We start from the raw sequence: 23,450 nt of genomic DNA, 5'->3' as shown, positions 1-23,450 counted from the left end.
CGGGGTGCTTCGTACCCACCCCGGAGCGGGCGGCCCCGGGGTGGGTGGCAGGGGCTATGAGCAGCGTTTTCCGGCGGTCGGCGGGGTGCCCCGGAGGAGGTAGGTGTCGATCGCGGTGTCGATGCAGGCGCTGCCCCGGCCGTACGCCGTGTGCCCGTCGCCGTCGTAGGTCAGCAGGCGGGCCGAGGAGAGCTGGCCGGCCAGCGACCGGGCCCAGCGGTACGGCGTCGCCGGGTCGCGGACCGTGCCGACCACCACGATCGGCGCCGCCCCCTTCGCCTCGATGCGGTGCGGCTCACCTGTGGCCCGTACCGGCCAGAACGCGCAGTTCAGCGACGCCCAGGCCAGCCCGGAGCCGAAGACCGGGGACGCCTTCTCGAACGCGGGCAGGCCCTTTTCGACCGCTTCGGCGCCGTTGAAGGCGGGCGGCAGGTCCAGGCAGTTCACCGCGGCGTTGGCCATCATCAGGTTGCTGTAGTGGCCGCTCGCGTCCCGCTCGTAGTAGCTGTCGGAGAGGGACAGCAGGCCGGAGCCGTCGTGCTCCTTCATCGCCGAGGTCAGCGCCTCACGCAGCGCCTCCCAGGACCCCTCGTCGTACATCGACGCGATCACCCCGTTGGTGGCCAGCGCCTCCCCGAGCTTGCGGCCGCTCGCGTCGCCCGCCGGGACGGGGTGGGCGTCCAGCTTGCGGAAGAACGCCTGCAAGTGGTCGCCGACCTGTGCGGGCGTCGTGCCCTTCCCGCCGAGCGGGCAGTCGGTGTGCCGGACGCAGTCCTCCGCGAACGCCCGGAACGCCGTCTCGAAGCCCGCCGTCTGGTCCTGGTTCAGCCTGCGGGCGTCCAGGGACGGGTCCATCGCTCCGTCCAGCACCATCCGGCCGACCCGTTCGGGGAACAGCCCGGCGTACGTCGCCCCGAGGAGCGTGCCGTACGACGCTCCGACGTAGTTCAGCTTCCGGTCCCCGAGCACCGCCCGGAGGATGTCCATGTCCCGTGCCGCCTCCACGGTGGAGACGTGCCGCAGCAGTCGCGCCGAGTGGGCCCCGCAGCTCTCCGCGAACTTCCGCTGCGCCGCGACCACCGCGTTCCGCTCCTGGCGGTCGTCGGGCGTCAGGTCCGTCTGCGTGTACGTGTCCATCTGCCGTCCGTCGAGGCATTCGACGGGCTCGCTGCGGGCGACACCCCGTGGGTCCATCGCCACCATGTCGTAGCGGGCGCGGACCTGTGCCGGGTAGCCGAGGCCCGCGTAGTCCTGGAGGTACCCGACGGCCGAACCGCCCGGGCCACCGGGGTTGACCAGCAGCGAGCCGAGCGGCCTGCTCTTGCCGGTGGCCTTCTTGCGGGCGACGGCGAGCCGGACGGCGCCCGCGTCGGGCTTCGCGTAGTCCAGCGGGGCCTTCATCGTCGCGCACTGGAATCCGGGGACACCGCAGTCGCGCCAGCGCAGCTGCTGGTCGTAGTACGACGCGAGTGCCGACGGCGTCGAACGCGGCAGCGCGGCGAGCGCCGCCTCCACGGTCCCGCCGGCCGATGTGGTCGAGGTGCCGGAGGAGCAGGCGGACACGAGCAGGGCGGTGGCGGTGAGGAGGGTGGCCGTGAGACGGCCCGTCGTCCGGGCGCGGGGGACCCGGGTCGGGCGGGAGCGGGGAGCTGGCCTGGTGTGCATCAGGCGAGAGTAACGCTGCGCGAAGGATCGAGTGCGGTGCGTGGACATGGGTGCCTCCTACGAGGGACACGGCAGCGTCCCCGGCCGGCTCGACCCGTCGCCCTCACGGGTCTCGACGAGGCCGGCCCGTCTCGTCACGGGCTCTTCCTTCTCGCTCCTTGCCTCACGGGCCCTCCTCCTCGGCCGGTCGCCGCACGGGTCATACGGGTCCGAGGCCGTCGCTGTTCTCAGCCGGCCCGCAGCGCCATCGTCATCGCCTCCACCGCCAGCAGCGGGGCCACATTGCGGTCCAGGGCCTCGCGGCAGGCGGAGATCGCCTCGATGCGGCGGAGTGTGGACTCGGGGGCGCTGCCGCGGGCCAGCCGCTCCAGGGCCTCCCCCGCGTCGGCGTTGGCGATCGCCACGCGCGTGCCGAGCTGGAGGGCGAGGACGTCGCGGTAGAAGGCGATGAGGTCGCCGAGGGCGACGTCCAGACTGTCGCGCTGCGTGCGGGTTCTACGGCGCTTCTGCATGTCCTCCAGGTCCTTCATCACCCCCGCGGTGCCGCGCGGCAGCCGGCCGCCCTGGGCGGCGCCGAGGGCCGCCTTCAGCTCCTCGGTCTCCTTGCCGTCCATCTCCTCGGCGAGCTGTTTGGCGTCCTCCGCCGCCGCGTCGACGAGTTCCTGGGCGGCCTTGAGGCAGGCGCCGACCTCGTCCAGCCGCAGCGGCAGCTTCAGCACGGTGGCGCGGCGCTCGCGGGCCGCCGGGTCGGTGGCCAGGCGGCGGGCCCGGTCGACGTGGCCCTGGGTGGCGCGGGCGGCGTACGCGGCGGCCTCGGGCTCGATGCCGTCGCGCCGTACGAGCATGTCGGCGACCGCCTCGACGGACGGCGTGCGCAGGGTCAGGTGGCGGCAGCGGGAGCGGATGGTCGGCAGGACGTCCTCGACGGAGGGGGCGCACAGCAGCCACACCGTGCGGGGGGCGGGCTCCTCGACGGCCTTGAGGACGGCGTTGGCCGACTTCTCGTTCAGCCGCTCGGCGTCCTCGACCAGGATGATCTGCCAGCGGCCGTTCGCCGGGGCGGTGAACGACTTGCGGACCGTGTCCCGCATGTCCTTGACCAGGATCTCGGAGCCGACCGCGGCGACCGTCGTGACGTCCGCGTGGGTGCCGAGCAGCGCGGTGTGGCAGCCGTCGCAGAAGCCGCAGCCGGGGGAGCCGCCGAGGGCGCGGTCCGGGCTCACGCACTGAAGGGCCGCGGCGAAGGCCCGCGCCGCCTGGTTCCGGCCCGCACCGGGCGGGCCCGTGAACAGCCAGGCATGGGTCATCTTCGACGCCTCGGGCGGTGGCTCCTGGGCTGCGGCGGCCGTGACGAGGGCGTCGGCGTCCCGCGCGGCGGCGTCGAGCACCGCGCTCACCTTCTCCTGTCCGACGAGGTCGTCCCACACGGTCATGGGTCACGCCGCCCTTCCGTCACACTCCACGTACCGCCATCCATTGTGCGGGTGGCCACTGACAACGAATGCCGCGGACGACGAGGCCCCGGCGGCAACGAGGCTCACCGACGGCGACACCTCCGCGACACGAGGGCCTCACGGGCAGGTGGCGTCACGGAGGCCCCACTGAAACGGAGCCTCACAAAGCTCACCGGCAAGGGGCACGGAGGCTCACCGGCAAGGGATCTCGCGGTGAGCGTCACGGGCGAGACGGTCCTTGCAGGAGGCCTCGCTCGCAAGGGCACCTCGGGGAAGTCCCCACCGGCGCGGCTACCGGCAAGAGGGCTCTCGCAGGACCCGACCCCTCAGAAGGGATGCCTCACCGGAAAAAAGGGGGGCGCCCCCGAGCGGCGGCCTCTCGCCGATGCCCGCGGGCGCCCCCGTCCGAAGCGATTGTCCGCAACGGCTGTCCGAAGCGACTGTCCGGAACGGCCGTCCGGAACGCTGTGCGAAGCGACTGTCCGGAACAACGGTCCAAAGCGGCTGTCCGGAACGGCCGTCCGAAGCGGCTGTCCAGGACGGCCGCCGGAAAGGCGCGTGCCGGTCAGCCGCGCCGGCCCCGGCCGCGTCCCCTGCGGCCCTGCTGCTCCTCACCGTCGCCCTGGTCGCCGTACTCCGGCTCGTCGTACGACCCCAGCAGTTCGTCGGCCAGCGTCGGCAGGTCGTCCAGCGGGGTCTCCTCGGCCCAGTCGGAGCGCGGCCGGCGGCGGGGCGTGCCGTCGGCGTCGACCTGGGGCATCTCACGCGTGCGCGGTTCGGATCCGTCGGGGCCCGCGGCGGGCCGCTCGTCCCGGAAGAAGCCGGGCGGCACCCGGTCCACCGGATCGTCACCCCGTACGGGCGGCAGCACGGCGGTCTCGTCGGCCGCACCCGGAGCCTGCGGCGCCCCGGCCGTACGCTCCGCCGAGACCGGAGGCAGCACGGCCGTCTCGTCCGCCGCGCCCGGAGGCACCTGCGGCAGTACGGCCGTCTCGTCCGCCGCGCCCGGAGGCACCTGCGGCTGCGGCAGCTCGGTGGTCACCTCGGAGTCCGGCTGGCGCCCCCGCCCGCCGCGCTCCTCGCGCACCGGCCGCAGCACCGTCGTCTCGTCCGTGCCCCGCGTGTCCGTCCCCCGCGTGTCCGTGCCCGGCCCGTCCGTGCCGCGCTCCGCCGCGCCCGGTGCCGGTGCGTCCGGCGCCTGCTCGTCCGGCGACACCACCGGCGTCGGGACGGTCTCCTCGACGCCCCGGGGCGTGTCCGGCGCGACGACCGGCGTGGCGACCGTGGCGGCGTCGGGGACCACGCCCGGTGCCGACGGCCGGGGCGTACTGGGCCTGCGGGCCGCCGCGTCGGCAGCCGCCGCGGCCTCGGCGGCCTGCCGGCGGGCCTCCTCGGCGCGCAGCAACGCCTCCTCGGCCTTGCGCTGCGCCTCCAGGCGCCGGGTCTCCTCCTCGGCACGCAGCCTGGCCTGCCGGGCCTCCTCCTCGGCGCGGATCCGGGCCTCCTCCTCGGCCTGCCTGCGGCGCCGCTCCTCCTCGGCCTTGCGGCGAGCCTCCTCCTCGGCGCGCGCCTTCTCCTCGGCGAGCAGCCGCTGCCGCTCCTCCTCCGCGCGCCGGGCCGCTTCCTCGGCCCGCTGCCGGGCCTCCTCCGCCTGCCGTTCGGCCTCGCGCCGCTGCGCCTCCTCGAGTTCGCGCCGCTTGCGCTCCTCCTCCTCGGCGCGCAGGCGCGCGAGCTGCTCCTGGCGCTCGCGCTCCAGGCGCTCCTCCTCGGCCTTGCGGGCGGCCTCTTCCTCGGCCTTGCGGCGGGCCTCCTCCTCGGCCTTCCTGCGCGCCTCCTCCTGGGCCTTGATCTCGGCCTCGGACAGCGGCAGCACGGTGTCCAGCCGGTGCCGGATCACGGTGGTGACGGCCTCGGGCTCCTGGCCCGCGTCCACGATCAGGTAGCGGCCGGGGTCCGCGGCGGCCAGCGTGAGGAATCCGGCCCGCACGCGCGCGTGGAACTCCGCCGGCTCCGACTCCAGCCGGTCCGGCGCCTCGGTGAACCGCTCGCGGGCGGTCTCCGGGGAGACGTCCAGCAGGACGGTGAGGTGCGGGACGAGCCCGTTGGTGGCCCAGCGGTTGATGCGGGCGATCTCGGTCGGGGACAGATCGCGGCCGGCGCCCTGGTAGGCGACGGAGGAGTCGATGTAGCGGTCGGAGATCACCACCGCGCCGCGCTCCAGGGCGGGGCGTACGACGGTGTCCACGTGTTCGGCGCGGTCGGCGGCGTACAGCAGCGCCTCCGCGCGGTGCGACAGGCCCGCCGAGGACACGTCCAGCAGGATCGAGCGCAGTCGCTTGCCGACCGGGGTGGCCCCCGGCTCACGGGTGAGCACGACCTCGTGACCCTTGGCGCGGATCCACTCGGCGAGTGCCTCGGCCTGGGTGGACTTGCCGGCGCCGTCACCGCCCTCCAGGGCGATGAAGAAGCCGTTCGTCGCCGGGATGGTGACCGGGTCGTCGCCGCCGAGCAGCGCGTCCCTGAGGTCCCGGCGCAGCGGCACACCCGAACGGTCGTCGACCTTGGCGAGCACCAGCGCGGCGACCGGCAGCAGCAGCGCGCCGACCAGCATCAGCGTGAAGGCCGCGCCGCCGTGCGCGAAGACGAACTTGCCGTTCTCCAGCCGGTGCGGGCCGATCAGCGCCGCGACCAGGGGCGCGACCAGGACGCCGAGCGCTATGAAGACGCGGACCACGGCGTGCAGGTGCTCGGTGGTGCGCACCCGGCGGTATTCCTCGGTCTCCTGGTCGAGCAGGGTGTGCCCGGTGTTGGCGGCCACGCCCGCGGCGGCGCCGGCCAGCGTGACGATCAGCAGGACCGTGGTGACGTCCGGCACCAGTCCGGCGGCCAGCAGCGCGATGCCGGTGACGGCGATCGCCAGGGCGAGCAGTCGGCGGCGGGACAGCGAGGGCAGCAGCGCGGGGGCGGTGCGGATGCCGACGGCGACTCCGCCGGTCAGGCCCAGCACCAGCAGGCCGTAGAGCACCGGGCCGCCGCCCAGGTCCTTGGCGTGCAGCACGCACACGGAGACGGCCGCCGCGATCGCCCCGGCGACCCCGGCACAGGCCGGGACCAGCAGCGGGACGGCGCCCGTACGGCCCTTGTCGACGCCGTCGCCGGTGCGCGGGCGGCGCAGGCCCTCCAGCGGGGACCGCGGGCGCGGGGTGCGCGGGTCGGGCAGTTCCAGGTACGTCAGCACGGACAGGGAGGCGGCGAACAGGCCCGCCGCCACGTACGAGGCGAGGGCCGCCTGGTGCTGGTCGAACCAGGCCACGCCGGTGCCCAGCAGGTTGTTCAGCAGGGCGGCGACGACCAGGGTGGCGGCGGCCAGCGGGACCGCGAGGAATCCGGTGCGCAGCGCGAGGCGGCGCAGGGCGTCCAGGTGGTCGGGCAGCGGCCGTACGGTCGCCCCCTCCGGCGGCGGGCCCGGCAGCAGGGCGGGGGCGGCGCTCTCCCGGCACACCGTCCACAGCCGTTCGGCGACACCGGTGACGAACGCGGTGACGAGCAGGACGGCGAGCGCGTCGTCCGGGGTCCAGTCGATCCACAGGGGCGCGACGATCAGCAGCGCGGCGCGCAGGCCGTCGGCGCCGACCATGGTCCAGCGACGGTCGAGCGGCCCCTCCTGCGCGGTGAGCGAGGTCAGCGGGCCGAGGAGGACGGCCCCGAAGAGCAGGGTGGCGAGGATGCGCGCGCCGAAGACCGTCGCCACCGCGAACGCGACGCCCCGGTAGCCACCGCCGAAGGACCCCTCGACGATCGCCGCCTGGAGGACCAGGACGACCAGGACGAGTAGGGAGAGAACGTCACCGACACCGCTCACCAGCTGCGCGCTCCACAAGCGCCTCAGCTGCGGTCGGCGCAGCAGGGAACGGACGGCGCGCTCGCGGGAATCCGCGACCAGGGCGTCGTCCGGGGGGGTGGGGTGGGCCGTTGGCTGCTCGGCTCGCGTCATGCGTTCAGCCTATCCGCAGCCGGTGACACCACACCTCGCCGTCCTGGCATGCGCACGCCCCGACATCAAAGTGATGCCGGGGCGTGCGTTCGGTGAAGCCGCGGTGGGTGCTCCGGTCCGGCGGGGCGTCAGTCCTCCGCGCCGGAAGCCGCCGTCTTCGAAGCCGTCGCCTTCTTCGCGGTGGTCTTCTTGGCGGTCGTCTTCTTCGCGGCGGCCGTCGTCTTCTTCGCGGCCGTCTTCTTGGCGGCGGTCTTCTTCGCCGGAGCGGTCTTCTTGGCCGCCGCCTTCTTCGCCGTCTTCTTGGCCGGGCCCTTCGCGCGCTTCTCGGCGAGCAGCTCGAAACCACGCTCAGGAGTGATCGTTTCGACGCTGTCGCCGGAGCGCAGGGTGGCGTTGGTCTCGCCGTCGGTGACGTACGGGCCGAAGCGGCCGTCCTTGACCACGACCGGCTTGCCGGAGACCGGGTCCTGGCCCAGCTCCTTCAGCGGCGGCTTGGCGGCGGCCCGGCCACGCTGCTTCGGCTGGGCGTAGATCGCCTGCGCCTCCTCCAGCGTGATCGTGAAGAGCTGGTCCTCGGCCTGAAGCGAGCGCGAGTCCGTGCCCTTCTTCAGGTACGGGCCGTAGCGGCCGTTCTGTGCCGTGATCTCCACGCCGTCGGCGTCCGTGCCGACGACCCGCGGCAGCGACATCAGCTTCAGCGCTTCCTCGAGCGTCACCGTGTCGAGTGACATCGACTTGAAGAGCGAGGCCGTCCGCGGCTTGACCGCGTTCTTGCCGGTCTTCGGGGTGCCCTCGGGGAGCACTTCGGTGACGTACGGGCCGTAGCGGCCGGCCTTGGCGACGATCTGGTGGCCCGTCTCCGGGTCGGCACCCAGCTCGAAGTCGCCGCTGGGCTTGGCCAGCAGCTCCTCGGCCAGCTCGACGGTCAGCTCGTCCGGCGCCAGGTCGTCCGGGATGTCGGCGCGCTGGTGCTGCTCGGTGTCCTTCTCGCCACGCTCGATGTACGGGCCGTAGCGGCCGACGCGGAGCACGATCCCGTTGCCCACCGGGAACGACGACACCTCGCGCGCGTCGATCGCGCCCAGGTCGGTCACCAGCTCCTTGAGGCCGCCGAGGTGGTCCCCGTCGCCGTTGCCGGCCTCGGCCGCGCCGCCCGTCGCCGTGCCCTCACCGAAGTAGAAGCGCTTCAGCCACGGCACGGCCTGGGCCTCACCGGCCGCGATCCGGTCGAGGTCGTCCTCCATCCTGGCGGTGAAGTCGTAGTCGACGAGCCGCCCGAAGTGCTTCTCCAGGAGGTTCACCACGGCGAAGGACAGGAAGGACGGCACCAGGGCCGTGCCCTTCTTGAAGACGTAGCCGCGGTCGAGGATCGTGCCGATGATCGACGCGTACGTCGACGGGCGGCCGATCTCGCGCTCTTCCAGCTCCTTGACCAGCGAGGCCTCGGTGTAGCGGGCCGGGGGCTTGGTGGCGTGGCCGTCGACCGTGATCTCCTCGGCGGACAGCGCGTCGCCCTCGGCGACCTGCGGCAGCCGGCGCTCACGGTCGTCCAGCTCGGCGTTCGGGTCGTCGGCACCCTCGACGTAGGCCTTCAGGAAGCCGTGGAAGGTGATCGTCTTGCCGGAGGCGCTGAACTCGACGTCCCGGCCGTCGGCGGCGGTGCCGCCGATCTTCACGGTGACGGAGTTGCCGGTCGCGTCCTTCATCTGGGAGGCGACGGTCCGCTTCCAGATCAGTTCGTAGAGCTTGAACTGGTCGCCGGTCAGGCCGGTCTCCGCGGGCGTGCGGAAACGATCACCCGACGGGCGGATCGCCTCGTGCGCCTCCTGGGCGTTCTTGACCTTGCCGGCGTAGGTGCGCGGCTGCGGCGGCAGGTAGTCGGCGCCGTACAGCTGCGTGACCTGCGCACGGGCGGCCGCGACGGCGGTGTCGCTCAGCGTCGTGGAGTCCGTACGCATGTACGTGATGTAGCCGTTCTCGTACAGCTTCTGCGCGACCTGCATGGTCGCCTTCGCGCCGAAGCCGAGCTTGCGGCTGGCCTCCTGCTGGAGCGTCGTCGTACGGAACGGGGCGTACGGCGAGCGGCGGTACGGCTTGGACTCGACGGAGCGCACGGAGAAGCGGGTGCTCTCCAGGGCGGCGGCGAGGGCGCGGGCGTTCGCCTCGTCGAGGTGGAGGGTGTTCTCGCTCTTGATCCGGCCCAGGGAGTCGAAGTCGCGGCCCTGCGCGACGCGCCTGCCGTCGACGGTCTGAAGCCGGGCGACCAGCGACGACGGGTCGGACGGGTCCCCCGCGCGGCCGGTCGCGAAGGCGCCCGTCAGGTCCCAGTACTCGGCGGAGCGGAAGGCGATGCGCTCGCGTTCCCGCTCCACCACGAGTCGCGTGGCGACGGACTGCACGCGGCCGGCCGACAGCCGGGGCATGACCTTCTTCCACAGCACGGGGGAGACCTCGTAGCCGTAGAGGCGGTCGAGGATGCGGCGGGTCTCCTGCGCGTCGACCAGCTTCTGATTGAGCTGACGCGGGTTGGCGACGGCCTCGCGGATCGCGTCCTTGGTGATCTCGTGGAACACCATCCGCTTGACCGGGATCTTCGGCTTCAGGACCTCCTGGAGGTGCCAGGCGATCGCCTCGCCCTCCCGGTCCTCATCGGTGGCGAGGAAGAGCTCGTCGGAGTCCTTCAGCAGGTCCTTGAGCTTCTTGACCTGCGCCTTCTTGTCAGCGTTGATCACATAGATCGGCTGGAAGTCGTGCTCGACGTCCACACCGAGGCGGCGGACCTCACCGGTGTACTTGTCCGGCACCTCCGCGGCGCCGGTGGGAAGGTCGCGGATGTGCCCGACGCTCGCCTCGACGGTGTAGCCGGGGCCGAGGTAGCCCTTGATCGTCTTCGCCTTGGCAGGCGACTCGACGATGACGAGTCGGCGACCGCCCTGTGCGGTCTCGCTGGTCGGGGACAACTTCGCTCTTCTCTCCGGTCGACGCTGGGGGGCCTCCCCAGGCCTTGGTCCCGGGGTCGCGGCGTGCTGCTGGCTCGTGTGACGCTGCGGAGTGTGACGCTACATCCCGCCCCCGTGTCAAACGGGAAAAGCCCACAACGGCCACTCGAACGGTAACCCGACTACCGGCATTCCTGCCGCCCGGACTGCCCGACCGCGCCCGTACCCCTGTCCGGAGCGTGACGCTCCCCTTACCCCCCGGACACGACGTCCGCCGGCCTCAGAGCCGGGTCAGGCAGTACACACCGAGGGCCAGCGCGACCGTCCCGGCGACGCTCGCGGCGGTGGCCGATGCGATCCGGCTCACACCGACGGCGACCGGTTCCCGGCGCCTGAGACGCGTCCCGGTCCAGGCGAGCAGACCGGCCCCGAACAGGGCGAACACCACTCCCGCGAAGATCGCCGGTGCGCTCTCCATCACCCGCCCGCCCTTCCCTGCCGTCGGCTCCACCCAGCGCCGGGAGGGTGACACGCGCGGGAGACGGGCGGGCGACATCGGGGTGAACGGAAGGTCCTCACATATTCGAACTCATGCCCGAACGGGCACGCCCGGGATTCGTCGGTCATATTTTTCCGGCCGTTTTCCGGAGACGGGCCCGCACCCGTCTCCGGCGGCATCCGCTCCGGGCTCGTGCCTCCGGCATACGGCCGCCGCTCGCGGCCGGGGCCCGGGGCCGCCCACGCGCGATCGGAGGACGCCCGCCCTGGGCCGGAAATGCCCGCGCTGGGGCGGAAAGTGTCCGCTGCACGACGGGAAGATGCAGGAAGATGATCGCTTCGGAGTCGGAAGATGCCCGGGCCCGGAGCGGCAGGTGATCACGTGCGGAGCGGCAGGTGATCACGTGCGTGTCCGCAGGCACGTCCACATCCGCGGCCATGGGCACGTGCACGCTCGCAGGCACGTCCACATCCGCGTCCGCGAGCACGCTCACATCCATGCCCGCGTCCATGCCCGCGTACCCACGGATGACCGGGTGCCCGCCCAGGACGGCACGGGCGCCCGGCGTCAGCGCACCGGCTCCAGGAAGCCCTGCTCCACCAGCAGCCGGATCTGTGCGGGGGTGCGGTCGCGAAGCCGGACCGGGTCCTCGCCGACGAGCTGCGCGATGGCGTCCAGGATGCGGCCCGCGCTCAGCGTGCCGTCGCACACGCCCGCGAACCCGGCGCCGACCGTGTCCACCTTCGTCGCCCGGCGCATCCCACGGTGCTGACGCAGCACCACATGCTCCGGGTCCTCGGCGCCGGGCAGCCCGACCTGTTCCTGGACCACCTCGGAATCGAGCTTGAAGTGGCTGTCCAGCAACGCCGCGTCGTCGTGCTCCCGGAGATAGTCGAGACGCTCGAAGTGCGCCCTGATCGTCTCCCCGAGCGGCTGCTCGACCGGGTGCGGCCACTCCTCCACGGTGACGACGGGCTCGGCCGACCCGGTCCTGCGCAGGGTGATCCAGCCGAAGCCGACAGCCTTGACCTTGCGCGCCTCGAACTCGTCGAGCCAGGCGTCGTACCGCGCCTGGTACTCCGCCGGGTCACCGCGGTGGTCACCGGCGTCCCTCAGCCACAGCTCGGCGTACTGCGCGACGTCCTGCACCTCGCGCTGCACGATCCAGGCATCGCAGCCGCGCGGCACCCACGACCTGAGCCTGTCCTGCCAGTCCTCCCCCGCCACGTGCTGCCAGTTCGCGAGGAACTGCGCGAACCCGCCCTCGTTCAGCCGTTCCCCTGCCTGCTGAACGAGCGAGCGGCACAGATCGTCCCCGCCCATGCCGCCGTCCCGGTACGTCAGCCGGGCACGCGGGGAGATCACGAACGGCGGGTTGGACACGATCAGGTCGAACGTCTCGTCGTCCCCGACCGGTTCGAACAGCGAACCCTCACGCAGGTCGGCGGCGGGCGCGCCGGAAAGTGCCAGCGTGAGCGCCGTGATGTGCAGGGCGCGCGGGTTGAGGTCGGTCGCCGTCACGCGCGTGGCGTGCTGGACGGCGTGCAGCGCCTGGATGCCGGAGCCGGTACCGAGGTCCAGGGCGGAGGCGACGGGGGTGCGGACGGTGATGCCGGCGAGGGTCGTGGAGGCGCCGCCGACCCCCAGGACGACCCCCTCGTCGCGCTGCCCGATGCCGCCGGCGCCGCCGACCGCGCAGCCGAGGTCGGAGACGATGAACCAGTCCTCGCCGCCGGGGCCGCCGTACGGCCGTACGTCCACCGTCGCGGCCACCTCGTCGCCGCCCACGCGCGTGAGCCAGCCGGCCTCCAGTGCCTCGTCGGCCGGCAGAACGGCCGCCACGCGCGCGTGGAGCACCGGTTGCTGGAGCAGGAACAGCCGTACGAGCGTCTCCAGCGGTGTGTCGCCGCGGGTCGCCCGCAGGGCCGGCACGGTCTCGCTGCGGGCCAGCGCCGCGTACGCGGCGGCACCGAGCAGATCGAGCAGCCCGTCGGCGGTGAAGGAGGCGGCCAGCAGCGCGTCCCTCAGGCGCGCGGCGATGTCGGGCCGGTCGGAAGCGGGCAGGGGAGCGAGTCCGGAGTCAGTCACGCCCCCATTGTGGCCCGGGGCGGCTGCCCGGGCCCGACTGCGCGCGGACGGCCCGCCGGCGTCAGCCGGTGGTCGCCTGGCCGGTCGTCTGCGCCGTCGCGGACGCGGCGACCTTGCAGCTGGGCTGCTTGGCCATCGCCTCCTTGACCTCGCCCTGCTCGAGCCGCTTCAGGGCCTGCGTGCCGTTGTCGCCCTGCTTGCCGACTTCCTTCGTCTGGATGGCGACCTCCTTGAGACCCTTGGCGAACTTGCCCTGGTCCTTGGTGTCGAGCCCGTCGACCTTCTTCTTGAGTTCGGCGTACGACGTGGAGAGGCCGGCGAGGTTCTTGGACGCGTCCTGCTGGAGCTTGGCGCCACCGTCGACCCCCGGGGGCGCCCCGGCGGTGTCGAGGGCGCCGGCGAGCGCCTTGTAGCCGTCGGCCAGGTTCTGGAAGGCCTCCACGTACGTCTTCTGGGCGCTCTTGGGCGGGAGGTTGCTGTCCGTGGCGATGGCCGCTATCGACGCGTTGGCCGACTTGATCTTCGTGCTCTGCGCGGGCACCGCGTCGCACACCGTCTTGGCCCAGGACACCAGCTTGGGGTCGGGCCCCTTGTCGCTGTCGTCGCTGCACCCGGACACCGCCATCACCAGTACCGCACCGCCGGACAGTGCGGCCGCGAGCTTCTTGTTCACCGGATCGGTCCCTTCCATGGCTCTCGGCCCCCGGAATCTACACGGCGGACGGGCCACCTCCCCCTGCCGGTGGAGGTATCAGTCAGCTTTTGTGACTTTTTGCACCATGGGAGAGAAGGCTCACGACGTGGGCGGGCACACACGGAGGCGGGCGGTCGCCGCGTCAGCACGCGACGACCGCCCGCCCGCCGGCCAGGCCCTCTCGGCCTGCCCTACGAAACCACCGCGGCGTCGGCCGAGTTGGTGACCCGCCGGGCCCCCTCGTCGTCGTCCCCGACGGCGATGCCACGCCGCTTGGAGACGTACACGGAGACGACGATCACCAGCAGCGCGAGGATCGCGATCCCGATCCGCACTCCGAGGTTCTTGTCGTCGCCGTACGAGAACTTGATCACCGCCGGTGCGATGAGCAGCGAGACCAGGTTCATGACCTTCAGCAGCGGGTTGATCGCGGGCCCGGCGGTGTCCTTGAAGGGGTCACCCACCGTGTCGCCGATCACCGTGGCCGCGTGGGCCTCACTGCCCTTGCCGCCGTGGTGGCCGTCCTCCACCAGTTTCTTGGCGTTGTCCCAGGCGCCGCCGGAGTTGGCGAGGAACACCGCCATCAGCGTGCCCGCGCCGATGGCGCCGGCGAGGTAGGAGCCGAGCGCGCCGACACCGAGGGTGAACCCGATGAAGATCGGCGCCATGACGGCGAGCAGACCGGGTGTGGCCAGCTCCCGCAGGGCGTCCTTGGTGCAGATGTCGACGACCTTGCCGTACTCGGGCTTCTCGGTGAAGTTCATGATCCCGGGCTTCTCACGGAACTGCCGCCGCACCTCGAAGACGACCGAACCGGCCGAGCGCGAGACGGCGTTGATGGCGAGTCCGGAGAAGAGGAACACGACCGCGGCGCCCGCGATCAGGCCGACGAGGTTGTTGGGCTGCGAGATGTCCAGCGACAGGCTGAGCGGCGATCCGGGCCCGCTCAGCCTCGCTCCGACGTCGTGCACGTTGGTGGTGATCGCGTCGCGGTACGACCCGAACAGCGCCGACGCCGCCAGGACGGCGGTGGCGATGGCGATGCCCTTGGTGATGGCCTTGGTGGTGTTGCCCACCGCGTCCAGGTTGGTGAGCACCTGCGCACCCGCGCCCTCGACGTCGCCGGACATCTCGGCGATGCCCTGCGCGTTGTCGGAGACGGGTCCGAAGGTGTCCATGGCGACGATCACACCGACCGTGGTGAGCAGGCCGGTGCCGGCCAGGGCCACCGCGAACAGCGCCAGCATGATCGACGTACCGCCGAGCAGGAACGCGCCGTACACGCCGAGCCCGATGAGCAGGGCCGTGTACACGGCCGACTCCAGACCGACCGAGATGCCGGACAGGACGACGGTGGCCGGGCCCGTGAGGGAGGTCTTGCCGATGTCCCGCACCGGGCGGCGGTTGGTCTCGGTGAAGTAGCCGGTGAGCTGCTGGATGACGGCGGCGAGCAGGATGCCGATGGCCACCGCGACCAGCGCGAGGATGCGCGGGTCGCCGTCCTTTGCCTTGATCGCCGCGTCGGTGACGCCGTCGAGGTCGGCGTACTTCGACGGCAGGTAGACGTAGACCGCGACCGCGACCAGCACCAGCGAGATCACCGCGGAGATGAAGAAGCCGCGGTTGATCGCGCTCATGCCGCTGCGGTCGGCGCGGCGCGGGGCGACCGCGAAGATGCCGATCATCGCCGTGAGGACGCCGATGGCGGGCACCAGCAGCGGGAAGGCCAGTCCGGAGTCGCCGAAGGCGGCCTTGCCGAGGATCAGCGCGGCCACCAGGGTGACGGCGTACGACTCGAAGAGGTCGGCCGCCATACCGGCGCAGTCTCCGACGTTGTCGCCCACGTTGTCGGCGATGGTCGCGGCATTGCGCGGGTCGTCCTCCGGAATGCCCTGCTCGACCTTGCCGACCAGGTCGGCGCCGACGTCGGCGGCCTTGGTGAAGATGCCGCCGCCCACGCGCATGAACATCGCGATGAGGGCGGCGCCGAGGCCGAAGCCCTCCAGCACCTTCGGCGCGTCGGCCGCGTACACCAGCACGACACAGGAGGCGCCCAGCAGGCCGAGCCCCACCGTGAACATGCCGACGACGCCGCCCGTGCGAAATGCGATCTTCATCGCGGTGTGCGAGACGGTGGTGAGATCCTTTTCGGGTTCGCCCTCCGCCGGAGTGGCTTCCCGGGCCGCCGCGGCGACCCGTACGTTGCTGCGTACTGCAAGCCACATGCCGATATAGCCGGTGGCTGCCGAGAACGCCGCTCCGATCAGGAAGAACACCGAGCGGCCGGCCCGCTGATTCCAGTCGTCCGCGGGCAGCAGCAGGAGCAGGAAGAAGACGGCGACGGCGAATACGCCGAGCGTGCGCAACTGTCGGGCGAGATAAGCCTTGGCGCCTTCCTGGACCGCCTCGGCGATCCGTTTCATGCTGTCGGTGCCCTCGCCCGCCGCGAGCACCTGACGCACCAGGATCCCTGCGACCACCAGGGCGGCCACGGCGACGGCCGCGATGACGGCCACGATGATCCGATTGTCGTCGGTCAGAACCGCGGCCGCGAGGGATGTGGGGTGACCCAACTGATGAGGGGTAGAAAGCCCCGCCATTCGTCCTCCTTGACGCTTGGGCTGAGCTCAAGATGTGGACGGATTGTAGGTACCCCTGAGTGATCTAAACAGGGGACGGTAAACGGAATCAGCCTTCTCATGCTCTTCAGCAAAAGATCGGGCCGACGTCAAGGGACCCGAAAGAGGTAATGCCCTAAACGCATTGACGGCTGAATTGGCGCTTGATCAAATTATCGGGCTATTGATCGTGAATTTCTTCACGAATTCCGGGACGCTCCGGAAAACGCGACAAGGGCCCTGCTCAGCAGGGCCCTGGAGAGTGATGTGCGCCGGTTCGGAGGCGCGGCGGCGGGCGGGTCAGAGGAGCGCCGTGACGGGCGGCGCGGTCGGCCAGGTCATGCGGATCAGGCCACCGTTCTGCCCGGTGGTGACCTCCACGTCGTCGACGAGGCCGCTGATGACCGCGAGGCCCATCTCGTCCTCCTCGATCTCCGATTCACCGTCCTGCGCACCGCCGGGCGTGTCGCCGCCCGGCGTGGCGTGCGGCGCCTCGTCGCCGACCTCGATGGAGAACTGTTTCTCCTCTTCGATCAGCGCCACCTTCACCGGTGCCGTGACGCCACTGTTCCGGTGCAGCCCGACGGCACGGGAGCATGCCTCGCCCACGGCGAGCCGGACCTCGTCCAGGACGGCCTCGTCCACTCCGGCCCTGCGCGCCACCGCCGCGGCCACCAGCCTGGCGGTCCGGACGTGCTCGGGCAGCGCGCTGAAGCGGAGTTCGACGGTGGCCATGCATCCCCCTCGCGACTATGGGCGTGCGGTCGGGGGGCGGGGCCGCCAAGCTCCCGCACCCCCTGTTGTGCTTCTGTGCCCCGAGCCGCATCACCGACCCGGGACCGGACCGGTCACCGGGCCCGGTGCGGAACGGTCATCGATCCGATGCGGAGCGATCACCGATCCGGCAGGGAACGGCCACCGGTCGTTCCGGCACGGTCACCGGCCCGGACGGGACCGGCCGGCGTACGGGCCCCGGCAGGAGCCCGACGCCGGCGACCGGTCCGGGGTCAGTCGGTGGCCGCCACCGCTTCCTCGACCGAGGTGTGGATCGGGAACACCTTGGTGAGGCCGGTGATGCGGAAGATCTTGAGAATGCGCTCCTGGTTGCAGACCAGGCGCAGCGAGCCCTCGTGGGCACGCACCCGCTTCAGGCCGCCGACCAGCACGCCGAGCCCGGTGGAGTCGAGGAAGTCCACGCCCTCCATGTCGACGACGAGGTGGAAATTCCCGTCGTTCACCAGCTCGACCAGCTGCTCGCGCAGCTTGGGCGCGGTATATACGTCGATTTCGCCACCGACCTCGACGACCGTACGATCGCCGACGGTACGGGTCGACAGGGACAGGTCCACGGATCCTCCAGCACCTTGCTATCGAGCGGTTCGCCCCTCGGGCACCTCGGCTTGCGGCCCTTGGGACGCTTCGCCAGCCGCGATGGCATTCAATCACTTACCGGCAGGCGTGCACGACGCCTTGACTCCATTGTCCGTCACGCCAGTGACACACTCGGTGCCAATGGCCAAGAATCACCGATCCGATCGAACCCCGGCGGACCCGGCGTCCCGCCCGTCTCCGGGCGCGGTTCTGCACCGGCTCGCCTCCGGGCCGAGCCGGGCTGCGCGCATCACTCATACGGAGCACTTGCCCCCGCGCGAGGGCCGCCATGCCGTCTGGCCTGACCGTATTCGGTCCGAGGTGATCGCGGCCGTCCAGGCGTGCGGGATCGAGGATCCCTGGGCGCACCAGGCGCTGGCCGCCGAGCACGCCCTGGACGGCGACTCGGTGGTCGTCGCCACCGGCACCGCCTCCGGCAAGTCCCTGGCGTACCTGGTGCCCGTCCTGTCCACTCTTCTGGACGGCGCCCAAGCGCCGAACGGCCGCGGCGCCACCGCCCTCTACCTGGCCCCCACCAAGGCGCTCGCGGCGGATCAGTGCCGGTCGGTGAAGGAACTTTCACAACCTCTCGGCAGCGCCGTGCGCCCGGCCGTGTACGACGGCGACACCCCGTTCGAGGAACGCGAGTGGATCCGCCAGTACGGCAACTACGTCCTCACCAACCCGGACATGCTGCACCGCGGGATACTCCCCTCCCACCCGCGCTGGTCCTCCTTCCTGAAGTCGCTCCGGTACGTCGTCGTCGACGAGTGCCACACCTATCGGGGTGTCTTCGGCTCGCACGTCGCCCAGGTGCTGCGCCGGCTGCGCCGTCTGTGTGCCCGCTACGGCTCCTCCCCCGTCTTCCTGCTCGCCTCGGCGACCGCCGCCGAGCCCGCGGTCGCCGCCCGCCGGCTGACCGGCCTGCCGGTCGTGGAGGTCGCCGACGACGCTTCCCCGCGCGGGGAGCTGGTGTTCGCCCTCTGGGAGCCCCCGCTCACCGAGTTGCAGGGTGAGAAAGGTGCACCCGTACGGCGTACCGCCACCGCCGAGACCGCCGACCTGCTGACCGACCTCACCGTGCAGGGTGTGCGCTCGGTCGCCTTCGTGCGCTCCCGGCGCGGCGCCGAGCTGATCTCGGTCATCACCCAGGAGCGGCTCGCCGAGGTCGACCGCTCCCTGGTCCGGCGTGTCGCGGCCTACCGCGGGGGCTACCTCCCCGAGGAGCGCCGCGCCCTGGAGCGCGCCCTGCACTCCGGCGAACTCCTCGGCCTCGCCGCCACGACGGCCCTGGAGCTGGGCGTGGACGTCTCCGGCCTGGACGCGGTGGTGATCGCCGGCTACCCGGGCACCCGCGCCTCCCTGTGGCAGCAGGCGGGCCGTGCGGGCCGCTCCGGCCAGGGCGCCCTCGCGGTCCTCGTGGCCCGCGACGATCCGCTGGACACCTTCCTCGTCCATCATCCCGAGGCCCTGTTCGACCAACCGGTGGAATCGACCGTCCTCGACCCCGACAACCCCTACGTCCTCGCCCCGCACCTGTGCGCCGCCGCCGCGGAGCTGCCGCTGACCGAGGAGGACCTGGACCTCTTCGGTCCCGCCTGCGCGGACGTGCTGCCGCAGCTGGAGGCCGCGAAGCTGCTGCGCCGCCGCACGAAGGCCTGGCACTGGACCCGCCGGGAGCGGGCCGCCGACCTCACCGACATCCGGGGTGCCGGCGGACGTCCGGTGCAGGTCGTCGAGTCCGGGACGGGCCGCCTGCTCGGCACGGTCGACGCGGGCGCCGCGCACTCCGCGGTCCACGAGGGCGCCGTCCACCTGCACCAGGGCCGCACCTACCTGGTGCGCGCCCTGGACCTGGAGGACTCGGTCGCCCTGGTCGAGCAGGCCGACCCGCCGTACTCGACGGTCGCCCGCGACACCACGTCGATCTCCATCCTGGAGACGGACACCGAGATCCCGTGGGGTGCCGGCCGCCTCTGCTACGGCTCGGTCGAGGTCACCAACCAGGTGGTCTCCTACCTCCGCAGACGCCTCATCACCGGCGAAGTGCTGGGCGAGACGAAACTCGATCTCCCTCCCCGTACGCTGCGCACCCGCGCGGTGTGGTGGACGGTCACCGACGACCAGCTGGACGAGGCACGGATCATCCCGGAGATCCTCGGCGGCTCCCTGCACGCCGCCGAGCACGCCTCCATCGGCATGCTGCCCCTCTTCGCGACCTGTGACCGCTGGGACATCGGCGGCGTGTCCGTTCCCCTGCACCCCGACACGCTCCTGCCCACGGTCTTCGTCTACGACGGCCACCCCGGCGGCGCGGGCTTCGCCGAGCGCGCCTTCCACACGGCCCGCGCCTGGCTCTCCGCGACTCGCGAGGCCATCGCGTCCTGCGAGTGCGAGGCCGGCTGCCCGTCCTGCATCCAGTCCCCCAAGTGCGGCAACGGCAACGACCCACTGCACAAGAGGGGTGCGGTACGACTGCTCACGGTGCTGCTGCGGGGGGCTCCCGAGGAGAAGCAGACGGAAGAGGAGCCCGCGGAGGAAGAGCCGGCAGAGGTGATGCCGGCAGAGGAAGGGGCAACGGAGGGAAAGCCCGTGGCGGAGAGTCCGACGGAGGGGAATCCCGCAGCGGATAGGCCGACGGAGGAGAAACCGACAGAGGAGAAGCCAACAGAGGAGAGGCCGGCGCAGGGGGCGAAGGCCGGTCAGGTCGGGGCGGCACGGGACCCGGCGGGCCCGCTCGCGCCCTGACCTCCGCCGTGAACGGCCCTCTCCCTGCAACCGCCGCCACCTCCGAGGTGTCGCCCACGATCGCGCACCGCACCAGCCGTACCCCCTGGGCCGCCGCCAGCCGCTCGGCCCGGGCGCAGGCCGCCGAGCCACCCTCGCTCCAGTGGTCCGCCGCGGCGAGCGCCGCCAGGTCCGCGCCGCCGGCCGCCCGGTGCCGGACGACGACGGCGTGTCCGAGAGCGAGGACGGCGCCGAACACCACGCACAGCACGGCGATCGCCCCCAGGCTCCACACGGTGGCGGACCCCCGGTCGAAGTCCTCCCGTCGGCCCCGACGCCGCCATGCCGCGCCCAGTGGTGCCTCCACGCCAGCCCGCCGACCGCTTGGCCACCGGCCCGGCCACCCACCGCTCCACCACCGGCCCGGCCACCCACCGCTCCACCACCGGCCCGCCCGCCGACCGCTCCGCCACCGGCCCAGCCGCTCACCGCTCCACCACCGGCCCAACGGCCCATGGCGTCCCCCGCCCGGCACCCCGGCACGATCCTCACGGCCGCTCCGCCGACGCGGGCCGGGAAGCCGGCGTTCGCCGTCCGGCTCGTCCGCACGCTTCACGGCCCCGCCTCCCCCGCCCGTACCGTCGCCCCCACGGTGTCCTCGGCGAGCGCCACGGCCTCCTCCCGTACCTCGAACGGCAATCCGCTCAGCACCGGCGGATCGGCCACCACCGTCACCCGGACCCGGTCACCCTCGCGTGCGACGCTCACCCGCGCTCCCCGCGGCGCCGCTTCCCGGGTCACCGTCACCACCGCGTCGGCCGGGTCCTGACGGGCGGCGGCCCGGGCGCCCGCACGGGCCGCGTCCACGCACTCGATCTGCGCCGCCACCACGAGCAGGCCCCAGACCAACGCCATCGTGAACGCCACCAGCACGGACAGCACCACGGCCGCCTCCGCGGTCACGAAACCCCGGTCCCCGCCTCGCTCACATACGCGCACTGAGGGCCTTCTTCACGATGGCCGCCAGCTCCGCCCTGACCTGGCCGCTGGTGACGACCTCGTAGAGCATCACCGCGAACCCGACGGCCGCGATGATTCCCATGGCGTACTCGGACGTCACCATTCCGGCGTCCTGACGGCACGCCTTACGCAACTGGTCCGCCGCTTTCCTGATCTTTCCGAACATCTCAACCCCCGTAAGGTTCTGGTCTGTAGTCGTTCCGAAGGTTCCGGTCTGCGGTCGCTCCGCAGGATCTGGTCTGCGGTCGCTCCGCAGGTTCTCGTCTGCGGTCGCTCCGCAGGTTCTCGTCTGCGGTCGCTCCGCAGGATCTGGTCTGCGGTCGCTCCGCAGGCTCTCGTCAGTAGTCGTTCCGCGTGCTCACCGCGCGCCCGCGCGCCCGCCCGTTCCCGTACACCTCACCTCCCTGTGCTCATCGCGCGCCCGCGCGTCCGTCCCCGTACGCCTCATCTCCCTCCCATCGCCCCGCCCGCCAGCCCGATCACGACGGGCAGCACCCCGACCGCGATGAACGCGGGCAGGAAGCACAGGCCGACCGGCGCGGAGATCAGTACGGCCGCCCGGCGCGCCCGGGCCGTCGCCGTGCGGGACCACTCCGCGCGCGCGTCCGACGCGAGGCGGGTGACCGGGCCGGCCGCGGGAAGCCCGGACTCGTCGGCCCGCTCCAGCACCCGCGCCAGGGCACCGGCGCCGGGCAGCAGGGCCAGGTTCCGCCAGGCGTGCGCGGGTGCGCCGCCGAGCCGGACCTCCGCCGCGCCCCGCGCCAGCGCCTGCCCGACGGGCCCGCCCAGGGCCTCGCCGACCGCGTGGGCGGCGATCACCGGACCGGCGCCGGCGGCGATGCAGGCGGCCAGCAGGTCGGCGGCGAGCGGGAGTTGGCGTGCGGCCGCGGCGGCGTCGATCGCCTCCTCCCGGCCGGCTGTCGTCTGCGTGCCCCGCCACCGCCAGAGCACGACGCCGACGCCGAGGCCCAGCACGGCGCCCACCGTGCCGCCGACCAGCACCCACGCGCCACACGCCGCACCCGCCGGCGGCAGCCACCGCCGTACGGCGTCCGGAACCGCGAACCGCGTCCGGCCGGGCACTTCGAGTCCCAGCAGCTCGGTCACCCGGCGACGCGCCTGACGCCGCCGCGCCAGCTCCAGCCGCCGTACAACCCAGCCGAGGATCAGCGCCACGAACCCGACCATCCCCAGCCTGTGGACAACTTCCCCGCTCACACCGCCCGCCCTTCCCATTCGTCCCGAACTCCTCGCGATCCCCCACATCCCGGACCGTCCGCCATTTCCGGGCTCCCCGGACCGCACCGTTTCCAGGCATCCCGGACGCCTCGCCGCTCCTCAGGCATCCGAGCCGCTCCTCGCTCCCCCGCCCTCCCAGTTGTTCCTCGCTCCCCCGCCCTCCCAGCTGTTCCTCGCTCCCCCGCCCTCCCGGGCCGCTCGCCCCGCCACATTCCGGGCCACTCGGCTCCCCTCGCCCGGGCCCCGTTCGCCGCATCCCGGGGTCTCCTGAAACGGCACCCGCTCCCCACTCCCCTCACACCGTCTCGGCCTTCCGCACGATCCGCGCCGCCCACCACATCCCGGCCGCCTCGAACACCGCCCCGGCCGCCAGGCAGCCGAGGCCGGCCCCGCTGTGCAGCAGGACACGCAGTGGGCCGGCGCCCATCGCCGTGCCGAGGAACAGGCCGAGGGCGGGCAGTGCGGCGAGCAGCACCGTGGTGGCCCGGGCCCCCGCCAACTGGGCGCGCAAGTCGGCCCGCTGATCCCGCTCGGCACGCAGGGCCGCCTCCAGCCGGTCCAGGCCGGCGGCGAGTCCGGCTCCCTGGTCCATGGCCACCCGCCAGCACGCGGCGAGCCCGAGCAGACCCTCGGCTCCCGGTTGCCGCGCCGCCGCGGCGAGAGCGCCTGGCACGTCTCCGCCGAACCGTGCCGCCGCCACCACGGCGGCCTGCGCGTCACCGAGCCCACCGGTGTCCCGTTCGGCCCGCAGCAGCGCCGCCCCGGGCTGCCGTCCCGCCCGCACTTCCCCGGCGAGCGCCCCGCACAGGGCGATCACCGCGTCGGCCCGCTGCTCCCGGGCCCGCCGGGCCTGCCGGGCCACCCGCATCCGGCGCAGCACCGGGACCCCGGCGGCTCCCGCGACGACCGGAATCACCGAGGAGCCCAGAAGGGCGATCACCAGCCCGGCGGCCGGCGCCCACCACTCGGCGCCCAGCCGGCCGCCCCAGCTCCGCAGCTCCGCGAGCGCCTGTGCGGGGGCGGGCGGCCCGGTCGCCACCACTCCGCCGCCGGCCAGCAGCAGCCGGGCCCTGCGCATTCCGTAGTGCCGACCGCCCAGCAGCCAGGCCAGCGCACCGAGACAGAGCAGCGCGGCCCCCATG

Annotated in this window: 15 protein-coding genes and 1 pseudogene; 1 reads left to right on the top strand and 15 read right to left on the bottom strand. The window is 72.7% G+C overall.

The genetic code is table 11. The features are described 5' to 3' along the window. Window positions 1-54: 54 nt before the first annotated feature. The 10 genes from JK361_RS20960 to bldG all read right to left on the bottom strand — a co-directional run bounded on the left by JK361_RS20960 (window position 55) and on the right by bldG (window position 17,300). Entirely contained in the window at window positions 55-1,665 is a 1,611-nt protein-coding gene (locus tag JK361_RS20960; RefSeq protein WP_201820600.1) for an alpha/beta hydrolase, read from the bottom strand. 227 nt (window positions 1,666-1,892) lie between these two features. Continuing rightward, a complete protein-coding gene (locus JK361_RS20955) occupies window positions 1,893-3,098 on the bottom strand; it encodes a DNA polymerase III subunit delta' (protein WP_201820598.1) in 1,206 nt (401 codons plus the stop codon). 586 nt (window positions 3,099-3,684) lie between these two features. Next, the gene (tmk, locus tag JK361_RS20950) at window positions 3,685-7,113 is read right to left on the bottom strand and encodes a dTMP kinase (RefSeq protein WP_201820596.1); all 3,429 of its coding nucleotides are present in this window, start codon (window positions 7,111-7,113) and stop codon (window positions 3,685-3,687) included. A gap of 128 nt (window positions 7,114-7,241) precedes the next feature. Continuing rightward, window positions 7,242-10,073 (bottom strand): type I DNA topoisomerase, encoded by a 2,832-nt coding sequence (topA, locus tag JK361_RS20945; RefSeq protein WP_201820595.1) that lies wholly within the window; start codon window positions 10,071-10,073, stop codon window positions 7,242-7,244. Between the two features lie 259 nt (window positions 10,074-10,332). Next, window positions 10,333-10,530, bottom strand: a complete 198-nt coding sequence (locus JK361_RS20940; protein WP_201820594.1) for a hypothetical protein — start codon at window positions 10,528-10,530, stop codon at window positions 10,333-10,335. A 588-nt stretch (window positions 10,531-11,118) separates the two neighbouring features. Continuing rightward, entirely contained in the window at window positions 11,119-12,639 is a 1,521-nt protein-coding gene (locus JK361_RS20935) for a DUF7059 domain-containing protein (RefSeq protein WP_201820593.1), read from the bottom strand. Between the two features lie 61 nt (window positions 12,640-12,700). Continuing rightward, window positions 12,701-13,312, bottom strand: a complete 612-nt coding sequence (locus JK361_RS20930; protein WP_307787290.1) for a small secreted protein — start codon at window positions 13,310-13,312, stop codon at window positions 12,701-12,703. Between the two features lie 212 nt (window positions 13,313-13,524). Then, a complete protein-coding gene (locus JK361_RS20925; protein ID WP_201820591.1) occupies window positions 13,525-15,933 on the bottom strand; it encodes a sodium-translocating pyrophosphatase in 2,409 nt (802 codons plus the stop codon). 318 nt (window positions 15,934-16,251) lie between these two features. Further along, a complete protein-coding gene (locus JK361_RS20920; RefSeq protein ID WP_201820589.1) occupies window positions 16,252-16,686 on the bottom strand; it encodes an ATP-binding protein in 435 nt (144 codons plus the stop codon). A gap of 272 nt (window positions 16,687-16,958) precedes the next feature. Beyond that, on the bottom strand, window positions 16,959-17,300 hold the full coding sequence (gene bldG / locus JK361_RS20915) for an anti-sigma factor antagonist BldG (RefSeq protein WP_010986038.1): 342 nt from the start codon (window positions 17,298-17,300) through the stop codon (window positions 16,959-16,961). Window positions 17,301-17,382: 82 nt separating this feature from the next. Here bldG and sftH point away from each other — a divergent pair, with 82 nt between their 5' ends. Next, complete coding sequence (gene sftH / locus JK361_RS20910; RefSeq protein WP_236053284.1) at window positions 17,383-20,070, top strand: DEAD/DEAH box helicase; 2,688 nt, start codon at window positions 17,383-17,385, stop codon at window positions 20,068-20,070. Here sftH and JK361_RS41345 read toward each other — a convergent pair. The 5 genes and pseudogenes from JK361_RS41345 to JK361_RS20885 all read right to left on the bottom strand — a co-directional run. Next, a pseudogene (locus JK361_RS41345) lies at window positions 20,003-20,416 on the bottom strand (Rv3654c family TadE-like protein); the annotation flags it as partial. The gene sftH and the pseudogene JK361_RS41345 sit on opposite strands and share 68 nt — an antisense overlap. Window positions 20,417-20,661: 245 nt before the next feature. Further along, on the bottom strand, window positions 20,662-21,012 hold the full coding sequence (locus JK361_RS20900) for a TadE family type IV pilus minor pilin (protein WP_201820588.1): 351 nt from the start codon (window positions 21,010-21,012) through the stop codon (window positions 20,662-20,664). Window positions 21,013-21,034: 22 nt separating this feature from the next. Further along, window positions 21,035-21,235: a DUF4244 domain-containing protein gene (locus tag JK361_RS20895; RefSeq protein WP_201820586.1), complete on the bottom strand. Its 201-nt coding sequence runs from the start codon at window positions 21,233-21,235 to the stop codon at window positions 21,035-21,037. Window positions 21,236-21,513: 278 nt separating this feature from the next. Further along, window positions 21,514-22,287 carry a type II secretion system F family protein gene (locus JK361_RS20890; RefSeq protein WP_201820584.1) on the bottom strand — a complete coding sequence of 258 codons (774 nt, stop codon included), beginning with the start codon at window positions 22,285-22,287 and terminating at the stop codon, window positions 21,514-21,516. A 316-nt stretch (window positions 22,288-22,603) separates the two neighbouring features. Continuing rightward, window positions 22,604-23,449 (bottom strand): type II secretion system F family protein, encoded by an 846-nt coding sequence (locus JK361_RS20885; protein ID WP_201820759.1) that lies wholly within the window; start codon window positions 23,447-23,449, stop codon window positions 22,604-22,606. Between the last annotated feature and the right edge of the window lies 1 nt (window position 23,450).

The organism is Streptomyces musisoli (genome assembly GCF_016741855.1).
In the GTDB taxonomy this organism is placed as follows: domain Bacteria; phylum Actinomycetota; class Actinomycetes; order Streptomycetales; family Streptomycetaceae; genus Streptomyces; species Streptomyces musisoli.
This window is presented reverse-complemented; position numbering and strand designations above follow the sequence as displayed.

What these genes read in the sequence shown, in the direction of transcription:
- JK361_RS20960 (WP_201820600.1), bottom strand. Translation starts at nt 1,665, where the DNA reads ATGCACACCAGGCCAGCTCCCCGCTCCCGCCCGACCCGGGTCCCCCGC.
- JK361_RS20955 (WP_201820598.1), bottom strand. Translation starts at nt 3,098, where the DNA reads ATGACCGTGTGGGACGACCTCGTCGGACAGGAGAAGGTGAGCGCGGTG.
- tmk (WP_201820596.1), bottom strand. Translation starts at nt 7,113, where the DNA reads ATGACGCGAGCCGAGCAGCCAACGGCCCACCCCACCCCCCCGGACGAC.
- JK361_RS20940 (WP_201820594.1), bottom strand. Translation starts at nt 10,530, where the DNA reads ATGGAGAGCGCACCGGCGATCTTCGCGGGAGTGGTGTTCGCCCTGTTC.
- JK361_RS20925 (WP_201820591.1), bottom strand. Translation starts at nt 15,933, where the DNA reads ATGGCGGGGCTTTCTACCCCTCATCAGTTGGGTCACCCCACATCCCTC.
- JK361_RS20920 (WP_201820589.1), bottom strand. Translation starts at nt 16,686, where the DNA reads ATGGCCACCGTCGAACTCCGCTTCAGCGCGCTGCCCGAGCACGTCCGG.
- sftH (WP_236053284.1), top strand. Translation starts at nt 17,383, where the DNA reads ATGGCATTCAATCACTTACCGGCAGGCGTGCACGACGCCTTGACTCCA.
- JK361_RS20895 (WP_201820586.1), bottom strand. Translation starts at nt 21,235, where the DNA reads ATGTTCGGAAAGATCAGGAAAGCGGCGGACCAGTTGCGTAAGGCGTGC.
- JK361_RS20885 (WP_201820759.1), bottom strand. Translation starts at nt 23,449, where the DNA reads ATGGGGGCCGCGCTGCTCTGTCTCGGTGCGCTGGCCTGGCTGCTGGGC.